This window comes from Variovorax sp. J22R115 (genome assembly GCF_030317005.1).
GTDB lineage: Bacteria > Pseudomonadota > Gammaproteobacteria > Burkholderiales > Burkholderiaceae_C > Variovorax.
The window spans coordinates 130,844-146,214 of record NZ_JASZYM010000011.1 but is presented as its reverse complement, the minus strand read 5'-3'; the positions used below and the strand labels follow the sequence as shown (position 1 = coordinate 146,214).

The following is a 15,371-nucleotide window of genomic DNA, read 5'->3' as shown; positions in this document are numbered from 1 at the left end:
GCGATTCATGGCCTTCAACGACTTCAGCATGGACAACCAGTGGTTGCCCTTCACCCCCAATCGCCACTTCAAGAAGGACCCGCGGGTCTTCGTGGCCGCCGACGGGATGGAGTTCACCACGCACGACGGTCGCAAGGTGATCGATGGAATCTCTTCGCTGTGGTGCGTGGGTGCGGGCCATAACCGCAAGCCGATCAACGAGGCGATCAAGAAGCAGCTCGACACGCTCGACTACGCAACGGCCTTCCAGGTCAGCAACGACCGCGCCTTCCAGGCCGCCGAAATGATCGCCGCGATGGCGCCGGGCGACCTCAACAAGGTGCTGTTCTGCAATTCGGGCAGCGAGGCGGCGGATACCTCGCTGAAGGTCGCGCTGGCCTACCACCGCGCGCGCGGCGAAGGCCATCGCAATCTCTTCATCGGCCGCGAGAAGGGCTACCACGGCGTTGGGTTCGGCGGCATGTCGGTGGGCGGCATTCCGGGCAACCGCAAGGTGTTCGGCTCGGCCTTCCTGCCGCGCGTGGACCACATGCGTTTCATCCACGACCCGGCGAACCACGCCTACATCCACAACCAGGAGCCGGTGTGGGCCGAGGACCCGCTGGCCGACCTGGAGCAGCGCATCCTGCCGCTGCACGACCCGAGCAACGTCGCGGCGATCATCGTCGAGCCCATCGCGGGCTCGGCCGGCTGGTACGTGCCGCCCAAGGGCTACCTGCAGAAGCTGCGCGAGATCTGCGACAAGCACGGCATCCTGCTGATCTTCGACGAGGTCATCACCGGCTTCGGGCGCATGGGCACCAACTTCGCGTCGGACTACTACGGCGTGGTGCCGGACATGCTGAACTTCGCCAAGTGCGTCACCAACGGCGTGATTCCGCTGGGCGGCGTGATCTGCCGCGACAAGCTCTACGACGAAATGATGAACACCTCGGCGCCGGAGCACGTCGTCGAGTTCTTCCACGGGTACACCTACTCGGGCCATCCGGTCGCGTGCGCGGCCGCCATCGCGACGCTGGAGCTGTTCCAGAAGGAGCAGCTCTTCTCGCGCGCCGGCGAGATGGGCAAGGTGCTGGGCGATGCCTTCCACAGCACCTTCAAGGGGCTTCCGAACGTCATCGGCATTCGCAGCCTGGGGCTGGCGGCGGCGGTCGAACTCGCGCCGATCGCGGGCTCACCGGGCAAGCGCGCCTACGACGTCTTCCTGGATTGCTACCACAAGGGCGCGCTGGTGCGGCCGGCCGGCGACGTGCTGGTGATCGCGCCGCCGTACATCGTCGAGAAGTCGCACATCGACACGCTGGTCAATACGCTGGCCGATTCGATCAAGAAGTTCGCTTGACGCCGGCGCAGTAGTCCTTTTCAGGGAGCGCCGGGGTCGCCCAGACGGCGTCGAAGGCGCCGTCGGTGGCGTCGCCCAGCCCGGCCCGCATCCAAACCACCTTCACCGACACATCGGTCGGCACGTGCTGCGGCACGCCCAGCCGCTTGTTGCTGTGGCCGGCGCCACTTATCAGCAGCACCGTCTTGCCGGGCTGCTTCGCCTTGACAACGGCCTGAGCCATCGCTCGGTCGCGCGCGATCTGGATACGGGTCATCGGGACGATTTGCGATTCGGGCAGGAGGTTGCAGTGGCCACTGCGCACGGCCTCGCGCTGGGCAGCGCGGGCGTCGTCGTTCAACTGCGCGTCGAGCGACACGTCGGCCATCGCGTCCTTCATGTGGGCGCGCTGCAGGTTGGCGCCGACCACGGGCACGCCCGCGCGCACCGCGGCCATCACCGCAGGGCCATAGGCGGCCCAGGACCAGCCCTTGTCGTTCCAGCTGAGCGCGGCCTGGACCTGCGCTTCGCTTGCATCTCTCGGCAGATGCGCGGTGCTGTTTCCTTCCTCCGCCATCTCGATCGCCAGCGCCGCCAGGCGTCCGCGTTCGGCCAGCGCCTCGACCGCTTCGCGTTCGATCACCTGGTGTTCGGAGGCGTCGTGCTGTTCGCCCAGCAGCAGTGCGTCGACCGGCAGCAGTACGGCGACGCGGCGGTCGGTCGGGGCATTTGCGGCGGGCGCGAAACCCGTGCAGCCGGAAAGCATTGCGATGCCGAGCAGCGGCGCCATGCAGGACAGCGTGAAAGAGCGTCGAAAAAGCATGCGGCCATACTAATGCCCCGGCCTGAGCGCTCCGCCGCCGTTCCCTTCCGATTCTTCCTGTCCGTGTCCCTCCGATTCCCGATTCGTGTTCTTGCCACGCTCCTGCTCGCATTGGTGGCGGCCGGCGCGTGCGTGGCGCTGCATACGCCGCTGCCATGGATGATCGGTCCGCTGCTGGCGGTGTCCATCGCCTCGATCCTCGGGGTGCCGACTGCGAGCCATACCCCCTTGCGCAATGCGGGGCAGTGGGTCATCGGCGTCGCGCTGGGGCTCTATTTCACGCCGCAGGTGGTCTCGTTGGTCGCGGGCGTCTGGTGGGCGATTGCGCTGGCCATCGTGTGGGCGTTGGCGATGGGCTGGGTGTTCGGGCTCTGGTTGCATCGCCTGCATGTGAAGCGAATGCCGCACGTACCGGTGCACTCCATGAGAGCCACGACTTACTTCTCAGGCGCGATCGGCGGCGCATCGGAAATGACCTTGCTGGCGGAACGCGCAGGGGCCCGGACGGATCTGGTGGCCGCCGCGCACAGCCTGCGGGTGGTGTTGGTAACGATCCTGGTCCCGTTCGGGATGCAGTGGAGCGGGATGCACGGGCTCGAGATCAATGCGTCGAGCACCCGCGTGGTGCATGCGGGCGGGTTGGCCTTGCTTGCCATGGCGACCGGGCTGGGCGGTCTCGCCATGGGGGCGGCCGGTCGCACCAACCCCTGGTTCATGGGGCCCTTGCTGGTGGCGATGGGTCTGACCGTCGCCGGGCAGCAGCTGTCGGGAATACCGACCTGGCTGTCGAACGCGGCGCAGCTGGTGATCGCCGTGAGCCTCGGGGCTCGATTCAGCCGGGAGTTTCTGCACACGGCGCCACGCTGGTTGGCAACGGTGGCGATCGGGACGCTGGGGTTGATCGCGCTGTGCGGCGCGTTCGCGTGGGGCTTGTCGCGGGTGACCGGACTGCATCCGGCCACGATGATCCTGGGGACTTCACCGGGCGGGATCGCCGAGATGTCGATCACCGCGAAGGTGCTTCAACTCGGCGTGCCGGTCGTGACGGCGTTCCAGGTGTGCCGCCTGGTGGCGGTGCTGCTGATCGTCGGCCCGATGTACGGGTGGCTGGTCCGCAGGGAGCGTCGGCGCGCTCAGTGAACCAGCACGGGGGTGTGCGCCAGTTCGGCGTAGCCCTCGAGGGTGTCTTCCACTTCTTCCTGTGTAGGCGTATTGAGTTGCCAGGCCGCAATCTGCTGCTGGAAGAGCTCGGCCCACGAGCCGTCGAGGTAAACCTCTTTGCCCGAGCGCTTGTCGACGATCTCGAAGCCATGACGCGCCAGGACGGGCAGGTGCGGCGCCACCGGCGCTTCGCCTTCGGTCGGCTGCACGTGCACGACGACGAACGAGTCGGAGTCGTAGAGCATTTGCATTTCGGGTCCTGTGAGGATGTCGATGGCATTCATGGTGGTTAGATAGCAATCAACGCGCCAGTTTCAATATCGATCGTTGCGTTGTAGGCACTCGCCTGTATCTTTTTGTTTCTCCGATGCTAATGGCTAGTTCGAGGGCCGCATCGGTACTTGTTCACGCAGTTGCATTTCGACAAAGTCGCCTCCGGCCTGGGTCAGCCTGAGGCGCACCGGGAGGTAGGCCAGCTCGGGCGACAGCCACACTTCCACCTTGTCGTCGAAGGGCAGGCGAGGGTTGCGGGTGAGCTTTCGCACCGTGAAATTGCCGGCGGGCACGCTCAGTTGCTCCTCTTCGCCGACGTTGAAGGTCCAGATCTCGGCATCGCGCGGGCCGACAGTCTGGACGGCGATCACCGACCCGGGCGGATAGCGGAGCGGATCCCCGGCGAGCAGGGCGCCGAGTTGCAGCAGCACGCTCAGCCGGTCCTGCGCGCCCGCCAGGAGCATCACGCTCGGCGTGTTGTTGCTGAAGATCACCAGGCCCTGGTCGCGGGCGAAGTGCGAGGCGACTTCGGTCTTGCGCGTGTCCGAAAAGCGCAGCGGCTCGATGCCCGTCTTGCCGATCGCGCCGGTGCTGGTCCAGCGGCGGAGGGTCTTGAATAGAAAAGTGAGGGACAGGCGGGCGTCGTAGTGCTCGGCGTCCTGCATCCAGACCAGTTCGCCGAAGACGCCGGACATGGGAGTCGTTCCCACCTGGGCGGTCGCTGCGAAAGCCAGCCGCACGGAACCCGGAATGTGCAGGGGCACCGCGCCCGGCATGTTGGCCGCGGACGCTTCGTTGGCCGCAGCGGCTTCTGCTGCGGCGCTGTCGCCGGTACCCTTACCCGTGGCCGATGTCCCGGCATCGGAAGCGTCGGGCGACGCAGGTGCTTCGGCTTCGCCTGCGTCGATGGCGTTCTGCGCCAGCAAATTCTGGGGTGCGTGTTCGTGCGTGGGTTCCGGCGCCGTTGCCGCCGGGCGGGGAGGACGGGGCGCCGGCCTTGGAGGCGCCGGCAGGGGCTGCGGCTTGGCCTCCCCCATCGGCGCCGGCGGGGCTGCTGCGGGCGGCGGTGCGATGACGATGGTCCGCGTGGTGAACTTGGTGTCGAGGGGCGTCTGCCGGGTCCCCACCGAGACTGGCGTGACACCCAGCAAGGCCAGGTGCGCGGCGATCACGGCCAAGGTCAGCAACGCCAGCGCCCGCCACGGCGGGCGCGGAACGTCGGATGCAGCAGGGGAAGCAAGCGTGGGCATGAGGTGTGGATCAGGCGCCGCCCGCGAGGTTCATCTCGGTACACTGCCGCCCGTCCAACCAGTTTAGTAGCGATGCCGCGCCGGCATCCGCAGCCACCATGAAACTCGCCACCCTCAAAGACGGTTCGCGCGACGGCCAGCTCGTCGTCGTCTCGCGCGATCTCGCCAGCGCGCACTACGCCACCGGCATCGCCAGCCGCATGCAGCAGGTGCTCGACGACTGGGGCTTCATGAGCCCGCAGCTGCAGGATCTGTACGACTCGCTCAACGGGGGACGTGCCCGGCACGCCTTTCCGTTCGACCCCGTGCAATGCATGGCACCGCTGCCGCGCGCCTACCAGTGGGCCGATGGTTCGGCATACATCAACCACGTCGAACTGGTGCGCAAGGCACGCAACGCCGAAGTGCCCGACAGCTTCTATATCGACCCGCTGATGTACCAGGGCGGGAGCGACGACTTCGTCGGCCCCTGCGACCCGGTCGTGGTCGCCAGCGAAGCCTTCGGCATCGATTTCGAGGCCGAGATCGCCGTCATCACCGGCGACGTGAAGATGGGCGCCACCCCCGCACAGGGGCTGGACGGTATCCGCCTCGTGATGCTCGCCAACGACGTGAGCCTGCGCAACCTGATCCCGGCCGAACTCGCCAAGGGCTTCGGCTTCTTCCAGAGCAAGCCCGCCACCGCGTTCAGCCCGGTCGCCGTCACGCTCGATGAACTGGGCGATGCCTGGCAGGGCGGCCGCGTGCACCTCACGCTGCAAAGCACCTGGAACGGCCGGAAGGTCGGCATGTGCGATGCGGGCGACGAGATGACCTTCCACTTCGGCCAACTCGTGGCGCACATCGCCAAGACGCGCAACGTGCGCGCCGGCAGCATCGTCGGCAGCGGCACGGTGAGCAACAAGGGCTTCGAACAGAAGGGCGGACGCATGGAATGGCCCAAGGGCTACAGCTGCATCGCCGAGAAGCGCTGCATCGAGACCATCCAGGACGGCCAGCCCAGCACCGAATTCATGAAGTACGGCGACACCATCCGGATCGAGATGAAGGGGAAGGACGGGCAGACGATCTTCGGGGCGATCGATCAGGAAGTGGTGGCGCCTGAGGCAGGCAAGTAGCGCGCTACACGCGGACGCCGCGCAGCAGATCCTTCAGGCTGCCGATCCCCAGCCTCCGAAACGCCCGGTACTGATGCGTCCGCACTGTGGTGACTTCGACGCCGATCGCCCGCGCCGCTTCCTTGGCGGTCTTGCCTGCTAGCAGGTGGCCGATCAACTCACGTTCGCGCAGGCTCAGGCCGAGCAGGCGTGACGCCAAGGAGGGCTCCACCGCTTCGCGCGCCGCGACGGCGATGCGGCCGTGTGCCGCGGTAGCGTCCGCCAGCAGCGCAGCATGCGTTTCCAGCAACCTGAAATCCGTCGAGTCGAAGTCGGGCTGCGCCAAGCTGCGATAGAAGCTCACCGCCGCGCGCTGCCCGGTCGGCAGCAGAACCAGCACGGAAGCGCGCTCACGGATGCCGACGTCGCCGTAGCAGGCTGCGCGGTAGGCGGGGTCGGCCACCTCCTCGGCGTGCTGGTGGCCGAGCCACAACTGTGCGCGCTTCGGCAGCTTGCGGGCGGCGAGCCAGGCCATGTTGGGGTCGAGCAGGTCGAAGCGCTGCGCGACGTAGCGTTCGGCCGTGCGCTCCGCGGTATTTCCGTAGGCGCTGGCGGCTGACACGGTTTCGATGCGGCCCGTCGCGCTCACTGCGAACACGGTGCAGAAGGTCACCGGCAGCACGCAGTGCATGGCGGCGAGATAGCTGGCCGCCAGGTGCGATGTGCCGATGCCGGCGAGCACGCCGCTGACGACGGGCGTAGCCACGGCGTGTTCTGCGCCACGTATTGGCCATCGCTTCATCGCAAATTCCGGTTCCTAGGGTTAGTACTTCGTATGAAGTTACGACATCGGCCACCAGCCCGCATCGGGACAATCCTGCCCATGACTACCGCTGTGACCCCACCCGCCGCACGCTCCGGCGACGCCGCGACAGGCCCGCTGCCGCCGGTTGCCGGCGACCTGCCGCCTTCTGTCGGTGAATTCCACTACACGCAGTTCAAGCCCTGGCTCCCGCCGCTGGAAGAGGGCGTCGAGCCCGGCCGCCATCCGGTCGTGATCGCGGGCGGCGGCCCTGTCGGCATGTCGCTGGCGCTCGGACTCGCGAACCACGGTGTTCGCTGCGTGATCCTCGAAGCCGACGACACGGTCTGTGTCGGCAGCCGCGCTGCATGCATTTCGCGCCGGAGCCTGGAGATCGTCGAGCGCCTCGGCGCGCTGCCGGCCTTCCTGGCGAAGGGCCTGCCCTGGACGGGCGGGCGCAGCTTCTACAAGACCAACGAGGTGTTTCGCTTCGAGATGCCGCACGACGCGCAGCAGAAGTTGCCGCCGATGATCAACCTCGAGCAGTACTACATCGAGCAATACCTGCTGGACGAAATCTTCCGCCGCAACGAAGCGACGCCAGGCTTGATCGACATTCGCTGGGGCACCGAACTCACCGGCTTCGCCGAAGACGCCGACGGCCTCACGCTGGAGGCCCGCAATCCGCTGGGTGCCTACGCGTTGCGCACGCAATGGCTCGTCGGCTGCGATGGCGGACAGAGCTTCGTGCGCAAGTCGCTCGGCCTCAATCTCGAAGGCACCGGCTACGAAGGCCGCTACGTGATCATCGACATCGAGTTGCACAGCAAGCATCCGACCGAGCGGCGCGCCTGGTTCGATCCACCGTGGAACCCGGGCTCGACGGTGCTGATGCACCGCCAGCCCGACGACATCTGGCGCATCGACTACCAGTTGCGCGCCGGGCAGAGCACCGAGGAAGCGCTCCAGCCCGCCGCGGTGCAGGAGTTCGTGCAGCGGCACCTGGAGGCGATCGGCGAAGGCCACCTGCCGTGGAAGACGGTGTGGACCTCGGTCTACCGGGCCGGCGCGATGACGCTGGAGAGCTATCGCCACGGCCGTGTGCTGTTTGCCGGCAACGCGGCGCACGCGATGCCGATCTTCGGTGTGCGCGGCCTGAACTCCGGCTTCGACGATGCGGACAACCTGGCATGGAAGCTGGCGCTCGTGGTGCGCGGCGTGTCCGCCGACACGCTGCTCGACAGCTATTCGCAGGAGCGCATCGCGGCCTTTCACATCAACGCCGAGAACGCGATGCGCAGCACCGAGTTCATGTCGCCGCCCTCGCGAGGGTTCGACCTGCTGCGCGAAGCGGCGCTGTCGCTGTCGGGCGCGCACCGCGAGATCGCGAACCTGATCAATCCGCGCCAGACGCAGGCCGTGTGCTACGACGCCTCGCCGCTGTCCAGCGAAGGCGACGATCTTGCGTCGGGCCCCCGGCCCGGCGAGGTGATGCCCGACCAGCCCCTGGCGCTCGACCTGCATCTCACCGACTGGCTGCGGCCGAACTTCACCGTGCTCGTGCTGAACATGGCAGGCAGCGACGCTACGCTGGCCGCCGACATCGCCACGGCGCAGGCCGGGCCGGTGCCGGTCGTCGTGTGCGAACTGCCGCCGGGCAGCGCCGGCGAGTCCGTCTTCGAAACCCTGGGCGCCGGGCAGGGCGCTGTCTATCTGCTGCGCCCCGACGGGCATGTTGCCGCGCGCTGGCGCCGCTTGCCGCAAGGCGCGCTGTTGCGCGCGCTGGCACGTGCCGCCGCGCTCGCCAGAAAGGAGTTGGCATGACCGCCTTGACCCATGACGCACGCGACCGCATCTACGCCGAATGCGCTCGCGCCATCAGCGAGGCTGGCGCGGAGCGAGAATCGCTCTTCCTCGCGCGGCTTGCCCTGCTGCTGTTTGAGCAGGTCGGCGACGAGACCCGTTGCCGCGCCGCGCTGGCGCATGCGCTCGATGGCTTGCCCCTGCCGTCCTTGTCCGCGGCGCCGGCCGATGCATCGCCGGCCTGAACTTTCATTTCGACTCGCAAAAAACCAGGAGACTTTCAGATGGATCGCAGAACCCTGCTCACCACCCTCGCTGCGACCGCGGCCGCCAGTGCCGCGCCCTGGGCGCGCGCCCAGGGATTCCCGGAGCAACTCATCAAGTGGGTGGTGCCGTACCCGGCAGGAGGCGGGACGGACGTGATCGCGCGCACGCTGGCCGAAGCGATGCGACAGCCGCTGGGTCAGCAGATCATCATCGACAACCGCCCTGGCGCGTCGACCAACATCGGAGCGGAACTGGTCGCCAAGGCGAAGCCGGACGGCTACACCATCCTGTCGGCCGACAACGCGGTGCTGGCTTTCAACGAGCACCTGTTCAGCAAGCTGCCATTCAATCCCGAAAAGGACTTCACCTACATCGGCGCCATCGGCAAGTTCCCGCTTGCACTGGTGGTGCATCCGGACTTTCCGGCTCAGGACTTCAAGGCCTTCCTCGCCTACGTGAAGGCCAATCCCGGCAAGGTCAACTACGCATCGCCCGGCAACGGTTCGCCGCACCATCTCGCGATGGAAATGTTCAAGAACCGCACCGGCACCTTCATCACGCACATCCCGTACCGCGGCGCGGCGCCGGCGATGGCCGACGTGATGGGCGGGCAGGTGCCGTGCATGTTCCTCGACCTGGCCTCGGGCCTGTCGATCATCCAGGGCAAGAAGGTGCGCGTGCTCGCCATCGGGACTGGCGCACGCTCGAAGCTCCTGCCCGACGTGCCGACGCTGGCCGAAGTGGGCGTGCCCAACTCGGAGGTCTTCGCGTTCCAGGGCATCCTCGGCCCGGCGGGCATGCCGCCTGCCGTGGTCACCCGGCTGAACACCGAACTCAACCGCGCGTTCAGCACGCCCGCGGTGATGAAGCGCTTCAGCGACTTCGGCATGGAAGCGATGCCCGGCACGCCGCAGCAATTTGCCGCGCTGTCGCGTGCGGAGTCCAAGCGCTGGGGCCCCATCATCAAGGCCGCCGGCATCAAACTCGACTGAAGAAGCAAGCCCCCACGCTCCGTCACTGCGTGTACTCGCTGCCCCCCCGAGGGGGCCGCGGGCCGCCTTGGGGCGGCCCGGCGTCGGCCTGGTCGTTCCGGTTCGCCTCTACCTACTTCGCGTAGGCCTTGCGCGAACCGTCCTCGAACACCTCGTCGTCGCGCTCCAGCTTGCCACTGGCATCCCAGGCGCGCTCGCGGGTGATGCGGCCCTTGTCGTCGTAGATCGATTCGACGATCAGCATTCCGGTGTCGCTGAAGCGCTGGTGCGTGCCGATGGCGGTCTGGCGGAAGCGGTCGGTCGCCACGTAGCGTCCGACGGCGGCGCGCTGGCCGTTGTCGTGGAACTCGGTGATCTCGATCTGGCGCGGATCGCCGCCCACGCCATGGACCGCCTTGCTGAGCGGCTGGCCGTTCAGGTAGAAGCTTTCGTCGCTGACGGGTTCGCCGGCCGGGTTCCAGCGCTGGTCGCGCACGAGCGTGCCTTTCTCGGAGAACTCCTGCTCCCGCTGCTTGGTCGCGCCGCGCTCGCCGAGCAGCGAGACCACTTCGCGTCGCTTGATGCCTTCGGACGAATAGCGCCGCTCGGTGCGCTGGTTGCCCACGATCTCGTCGAGCGCAGCGGGCTTGCCGTTGTCGTACAGCTCCTCGCTGCGCACGCGCTTGCCGGCCACATAGGAGAGCCGCGAGCGCAGCGTTCCCTTGCTGTCGAACAACTCGACTTGCGATGGCCCGATACCGAAGCCGCACAGCTTGACGTCATCGGCCGCCGGCGCGAGCACCGGCTTGTCGCCGCAGCGCAATGCCGACAACTGGCCGCGCTCGGTGAACTCGACCGAGGCGCGCTCGACCACCGCATCGGCGAAATAGGTGACCCGGCGCAACTGGCCGGACGGATAGAAGCTCCGCACGAGGCCCATCTCGTGCCCGTCGTCGTAGGTCGCGTCTCGCAGCACCTGGCCGCCCGGCGAGAACTCGCGGGCGCGGCCTTCCATGTTGCCGCGCGCGTTGACGCTGTATTCCTTCACGAGCTTGCCGTTCTCATAGACGCGCACCGGGCCCTGGAAGGTGCCGCTCTGGATCTGCTGCTCGCGCAGCAGCGCGCGGGTCTCGCGATCCCTGCAGCGCATCAGGCCTGTCTTGCCGGCGGTCGTGTTGCCGTTGGCCGGGTTCACGGCGATGCCGTTGATCTCGCAGTCCTGCACGGCATGCGCGGCGGAGTGGAAGAAGGCCGGAAACAGCACGGCCAGCCCGGCCATGCGCCAGGACATTGACTTCACGCCAGGGACCGAAGGGAAGTTCATGCGTTGTAGACGGTGTCCAGGGACCGGAACCCCTTGGCCTCGATCGGATTGCCGAAAGGGTCGCAGAAGAACATGGTCCATTGCTCCCCGGGCTGTCCTTCGAAGCGGACCTGGGGCTTGAGCACGAAGTCGATGTCGGCGGCTTCCAGGCGCTCGGCCATCGTGCGCCAGGCTGGCAGTTCGAGAACGATGCCGAAGTGCGGCATCGGCACCATGACGTCCCCCACGCGGCCGGTGCGCGAGGTGGCGAAGGGCTCGCCGAGGTGCAGGGAAATCTGGTGGCCGAAGAAATCGAAATCGACCCATGTGTCGGTGCTGCGCCCTTCGGCGCAGCCGAGTACGCCGCCGTAGAAGCGCCGGGCTACGTCGAGATCGCGGACGTGGAAAGCGAGGTGAAAGATGGACATGTGACTTTTGTGTCGAATTGCACATTTTCCACAAGCGGGGGCCGGATGGCGAGTCGGTTGATCGCGCGGGTTGATAATCGCGGCCATGTCCGCCCTGCGTCACGCCCACCGACTCACCAGCTTCGTGCTGATGTGGTTCGTGCTGTCGCTGGGCGTGGCGGTGGCTTCGCCGGTGGTCCATCCGCAGGCCGTGGAACTGGTCTGTTCCGCCAGCGGAGCGGTCAAGGCGGTCGTGCAGACCGACGACGGCGCCCAGGAGATGGGCGCTTCCCATCTCGACTGCCCGCTGTGCGTGCTGACCGGCGCGCCGCCACCGACGCCTGTCGTGGCCTTGCCCGCGGTCCAGCCCCTGGCGCTTGCCGTCCAATCCATCCCCGCCGCGCGCATCGCCGCGGCCACCGCTGCGCCGCTGCCGGCGCGCGGGCCTCCGCGCTTCCTCTGAGCTGCATCCGCTGATCTCGCTGTGCGCCCGCCGTGCGCACGCGCGTTGATCGCCCCCAGCCATGCACCGGTGCCCCGAAAGGGCCGAGGAGCGCTTTTCCAGTGAACAAGAAGACCCTGCTGTCGCTCGCCATGGGCGCAACTTTTCCGTGGCTGGCCGGCCCTGCGGCCGCCCAAGCCCCATCGCCAGAGGCCTCGACGGTGGCGGACGACGGCCCCGAGCGCGTCAAGTCGCTCGGCGTCGTGACCGTCACCGGCGGGCAGCCGACCTCGCTGCCCACCCAGATCCCGACGACCATCGAGAGCGTGACGCGCGAGGAGATCGAGACGCGCATCAACGCCACCGACAGCGAGGATGCGCTGAAGTACCTGCCCAGCCTGCTGGTGCGCAAGCGCTACATCGGCGACTACAACCACGCCATCCTGTCCACCCGGGCCTCCGGCACCGGCAACAGCGCGCGCTCGGCGGTGTATGCCGACGGCATTCTGCTGTCGAACTACTTGGGCAACGGTATCGCCAACGGCACCAACTATGCGCCGCGCTGGGGCCTGGTGACACCGGAGGAAATCGAGCGCGTGGACGTGATGTACGGCCCCTTCTCGGCGGCGTACCCCGGCAATTCGGCCGGGGCGGTGGTGGACTACGTCACCCGGATGCCGACGAAGCTCGAGGCGCACGTCAAGGCGGGCTATTCGTCGCAACCTTTCGACCTGTATCACACGCACCAGACGTTCAACAGCTGGCAGACCAGTGCTTCGCTCGGGAGCAGGAGCGGCGACTGGTCCTGGTGGATCGACGTCTCGCGCACCGACAGCCAAGGGCAGCCGCTCACGTTCACGACCGCCACCTTGGCATCGGGCACTGCCAGCCGCAACGGCACGCCGGTGTCAGGCTTCGTGCCGGGCCTGAACACCACCAACATGCCCTGGTACATCCTCGGCACCGGCACCCAGTACCACACGGTGCAGGACCATGCCAAGCTCAAGCTGGCCTACGATTTCTCGCCCACGGTGCGTGCGACCTACACGCTGGGCTGGTGGCAGAACGCGGCCGAAGGCCGCCCCGAAACCTACCTGAGCAACGCCGCCGGGCAACCCGTCTACACAGGGGCCATCAACATCCTGGGCCGCAGCTTCACGCTGGCGCCCACCGCCTTTCCACTGACCAACGACAACCAGACGCACGCCATGCACGGCCTGTCGGTCAAGAGCAATACCAAGGGCGAATGGGACTGGGAAGTGGCGGCGAGCCTGTACGACTACGCGACCGACCAGCAGCGTCAGCCGACCATCGCCTTGCCCCTGGCGAGCATCGGCGGCGCCGGGACGCTGCAGGACCAGGGCGGCACGACTGGCTGGAATACGCTGGCGGCCAAGGGTACCTGGCGGCCGCAGGGCCTCGGCGGCGCGCACGTCGTCGACTTCGGCATCGGCCGCGATGCCTACAAGCTGGGGATCCTGAAGACGAACGTTCTCGGCAACTGGATGGACGGTCCGCCGACCGCGCTCGTGAGCAACGTCGGGGGCGACAGCGAGACCTTCAGCGCCTGGGCGCAGGACGCGTGGTCCTTCGCCCCCCGGTGGAAGGCAGTGCTCGGCCTTCGCTACGAGGACTGGATGGCCGACAACGGCTTCACCCAGATCGCGGCCAGCGCCATCGCCTACGCCCCGCGCAGTCAGTCCGACGTGTCGCCCAAGGCGGCGCTGGCCTACCAGTGGTCCGACGACACGGTGCTGAAGGGCTCGGTGGGGCGCGCCGTGCGCTTTCCGACCGTGGGCGAGCTGTACGGCGCCACGACGGGTGGGGCGCTGTCGTTCATCAACGATCCCTTCCTGAGGCCGGAGAAGTCCTGGACCAGCGAACTCTCGGCCGAGAAGGACCTGGGCACCGGCCTGGCCCGCGCCACGGTGTTTCACGAGACCACGGACGACGCGATCTTCAACCAGCTCATTCCCGGCTCGACGACCGTGTCGCGCGTGCAGAACATCGCCAAGGTCCGGACGACCGGCTTCGAGCTGGCGTACACCGGGCAGAACGTGTTCATGCGCGGACTCGACCTGGGCGGCAGCCTGACTTTCGCGGACTCCAAGACCGTGGAGAACCCGGGCAATCCGGCCAGCGTCGGCAAGTGGCAGCCGCGCGTGCCGCGCTGGCGCTCCACCGTGTTCGCCACGTACAAGCCCGACGATCGCTGGGCTTTCACAGTGGCCGCGCGCTACAGCGGCAAGCAGTATTCGACCCTCGACAACAGCGACGTCAACGGCTACGCCTACACGGGGGTGAGCCCTTATTTCACCGTCGACCTGCGCGTGCGCTACCAGATCGCGAGGCAGTGGTCGGCGGCCTTCGGCATCGACAACGCCAACAACTACCAGTACTGGAACTTCCATCCGTATCCGCAGCGCACCTACACCGCTGAACTCCGTTTCGACCTCTGACTCCACCTCTCACAAAGGAATCGCCATGAACGCCCCATCCCCTCTCCGGCACCTCGCGGCCTGCATCCTCCTGGCCGGCGCCGGCAGCGCCTTCGCCCACGTGACCCTGCCGCCCGGCGGGGCCAGCGCCGGTAGCGAGTACGAAGCCGCATTCCGCGTCGGCCATGCCTGCAAGGACGCCAAGAGCACCACCGGCATCACCGTGCGCCTGCCCAAGGGCTTTGCCTTCAGCGACGCGCAGGCGCGCAAAGGCTGGAAGCTCGATGTGCAGAAGGCGGCGGGGGACAGCGCCGGCGAAGTGCGCTGGACGGCCGAGTCCGCCCAGACGGCGCTCCCCGGCAATGAGCGCGCCGAGTTCGTGGTGCGCGGCAAGCTGCCGACGACGCCGGGCGCGTTGTGGTTCAAGGTGCTGCAGACCTGCGACACCGGCAGCGCCGACTGGGCACAGATCCCCGCCAGTGGCAGTTCGACCGAAGGCCTCGAAAGCCCCGCGGCGCGTCTCGACGTGCTGGCGCCCGGCGTGGCGGCGGTCGACGTGCGCGACGCGTGGATCCGCGCTTCGGTGCCGGGCCAGAGCGGCACCGGCGCTTTCATGAAGCTCAACGCGCCATCGGGCACGCGGCTGGTCGGCGCAACGACGCCGGCCGCCGGCGTGGCCGAAGTGCACGAGATGAAGATGGAAGGCGACACCATGCGCATGCGTGCTGCCGGTGCCATCGAGCTGCCGGCGCGGCAAACCGTCGAACTCAAGCCGGGCGGTTACCACTTGATGCTGATGGACCTGAAGAAGGCGCTCGCCAACGGCAGCACCGTGCCGCTCACGCTTCAGTTCGAGGACGCGAAAGGGCAGAAGAGCACGAAGGAGCTCGACGTTCCGGTCCTCGCCGGAGCGGCCGCGACGGCCGGCGGCGAACACAAGCACTGACGAGCCCAAACCGAGCCCAAACCCAGCCGCTTGGAGTAAGCTGCCCGGACAAGAACCACACTACCGG

Annotated in this window: 15 protein-coding genes; 9 read left to right on the top strand and 6 right to left on the bottom strand. The window is 67.5% G+C overall.

Annotated features, from left to right (window positions below):
- Nucleotides 1-7: 7 nt before the first annotated feature.
- Nucleotides 8-1,342 (top strand): aminotransferase class III-fold pyridoxal phosphate-dependent enzyme, encoded by a 1,335-nt coding sequence (locus QTI04_RS20295; RefSeq protein WP_286601556.1) that lies wholly within the window; start codon nucleotides 8-10, stop codon nucleotides 1,340-1,342.
- Here QTI04_RS20295 and QTI04_RS20290 read toward each other — a convergent pair.
- Nucleotides 1,326-2,111 carry a ChaN family lipoprotein gene (locus QTI04_RS20290; protein WP_286617268.1) on the bottom strand — a complete coding sequence of 262 codons (786 nt, stop codon included), beginning with the start codon at nucleotides 2,109-2,111 and terminating at the stop codon, nucleotides 1,326-1,328. The two genes, QTI04_RS20295 and QTI04_RS20290, sit on opposite strands and share 17 nt — an antisense overlap.
- A gap of 96 nt (nucleotides 2,112-2,207) precedes the next feature.
- Here QTI04_RS20290 and QTI04_RS20285 point away from each other — a divergent pair, with 96 nt between their 5' ends.
- Nucleotides 2,208-3,284, top strand: a complete 1,077-nt coding sequence (locus QTI04_RS20285; protein ID WP_286617266.1) for an AbrB family transcriptional regulator — start codon at nucleotides 2,208-2,210, stop codon at nucleotides 3,282-3,284.
- Here QTI04_RS20285 and QTI04_RS20280 read toward each other — a convergent pair.
- Together QTI04_RS20280 and QTI04_RS20275 are read right to left on the bottom strand one after the other, a co-directional pair.
- The gene (locus tag QTI04_RS20280; RefSeq protein ID WP_028250861.1) at nucleotides 3,278-3,556 is read right to left on the bottom strand and encodes a DUF3567 domain-containing protein; all 279 of its coding nucleotides are present in this window, start codon (nucleotides 3,554-3,556) and stop codon (nucleotides 3,278-3,280) included. The two genes, QTI04_RS20285 and QTI04_RS20280, sit on opposite strands and share 7 nt — an antisense overlap.
- Before the next feature lie 126 nt (nucleotides 3,557-3,682).
- Entirely contained in the window at nucleotides 3,683-4,828 is a 1,146-nt protein-coding gene (locus QTI04_RS20275) for a DUF3108 domain-containing protein (protein ID WP_286617264.1), read from the bottom strand.
- A 98-nt stretch (nucleotides 4,829-4,926) separates the two neighbouring features.
- Here QTI04_RS20275 and QTI04_RS20270 point away from each other — a divergent pair, with 98 nt between their 5' ends.
- Nucleotides 4,927-5,946, top strand: a complete 1,020-nt coding sequence (locus QTI04_RS20270; RefSeq protein WP_286617262.1) for a fumarylacetoacetate hydrolase family protein — start codon at nucleotides 4,927-4,929, stop codon at nucleotides 5,944-5,946.
- Between the two features lie 4 nt (nucleotides 5,947-5,950).
- Here the strand turns inward: QTI04_RS20270 and QTI04_RS20265 are convergent, their stop codons facing one another.
- Nucleotides 5,951-6,691: a helix-turn-helix transcriptional regulator gene (locus QTI04_RS20265; RefSeq protein WP_286617260.1), complete on the bottom strand. Its 741-nt coding sequence runs from the start codon at nucleotides 6,689-6,691 to the stop codon at nucleotides 5,951-5,953.
- A 117-nt stretch (nucleotides 6,692-6,808) separates the two neighbouring features.
- Between QTI04_RS20265 and QTI04_RS20260 the strand changes: the two genes are divergently transcribed.
- Genes QTI04_RS20260 through QTI04_RS20250 form a run of 3 tightly spaced genes read left to right on the top strand, consistent with a single transcriptional unit; the run spans nucleotide 6,809 to nucleotide 9,789 of the window.
- Entirely contained in the window at nucleotides 6,809-8,551 is a 1,743-nt protein-coding gene (locus tag QTI04_RS20260; RefSeq protein ID WP_286617259.1) for an FAD-dependent monooxygenase, read from the top strand.
- Nucleotides 8,548-8,775, top strand: coding sequence for a hypothetical protein (locus tag QTI04_RS20255; RefSeq protein WP_286617257.1), 228 nt, complete (start codon nucleotides 8,548-8,550; stop codon nucleotides 8,773-8,775). Before QTI04_RS20260 ends, QTI04_RS20255 begins: the two co-directional genes overlap by 4 nt.
- Before the next feature lie 39 nt (nucleotides 8,776-8,814).
- Nucleotides 8,815-9,789, top strand: a complete 975-nt coding sequence (locus QTI04_RS20250; protein WP_286601566.1) for a tripartite tricarboxylate transporter substrate binding protein — start codon at nucleotides 8,815-8,817, stop codon at nucleotides 9,787-9,789.
- Nucleotides 9,790-9,901: 112 nt separating this feature from the next.
- On the opposite strand, the gene QTI04_RS20245 is transcribed toward QTI04_RS20250, so the two are convergent.
- A complete protein-coding gene (locus QTI04_RS20245; protein ID WP_286617256.1) occupies nucleotides 9,902-11,092 on the bottom strand; it encodes a toxin-antitoxin system YwqK family antitoxin in 1,191 nt (396 codons plus the stop codon).
- Nucleotides 11,089-11,499 (bottom strand): VOC family protein, encoded by a 411-nt coding sequence (locus QTI04_RS20240; protein WP_286601569.1) that lies wholly within the window; start codon nucleotides 11,497-11,499, stop codon nucleotides 11,089-11,091. The genes QTI04_RS20245 and QTI04_RS20240 overlap by 4 nt, the downstream gene beginning before the upstream one ends.
- 85 nt (nucleotides 11,500-11,584) lie before the next feature.
- Here QTI04_RS20240 and QTI04_RS20235 point away from each other — a divergent pair, with 85 nt between their 5' ends.
- From QTI04_RS20235 to QTI04_RS34205, 3 genes are all read left to right on the top strand, one after another.
- On the top strand, nucleotides 11,585-11,941 hold the full coding sequence (locus QTI04_RS20235; protein WP_286601571.1) for a DUF2946 family protein: 357 nt from the start codon (nucleotides 11,585-11,587) through the stop codon (nucleotides 11,939-11,941).
- Between the two features lie 131 nt (nucleotides 11,942-12,072).
- Nucleotides 12,073-14,379, top strand: a complete 2,307-nt coding sequence (locus QTI04_RS20230; RefSeq protein ID WP_286617419.1) for a TonB-dependent receptor — start codon at nucleotides 12,073-12,075, stop codon at nucleotides 14,377-14,379.
- A 25-nt stretch (nucleotides 14,380-14,404) separates the two neighbouring features.
- Nucleotides 14,405-15,304 (top strand): copper chaperone PCu(A)C, encoded by a 900-nt coding sequence (locus QTI04_RS34205; protein WP_336621897.1) that lies wholly within the window; start codon nucleotides 14,405-14,407, stop codon nucleotides 15,302-15,304.
- Nucleotides 15,305-15,371 lie beyond the last annotated feature (67 nt).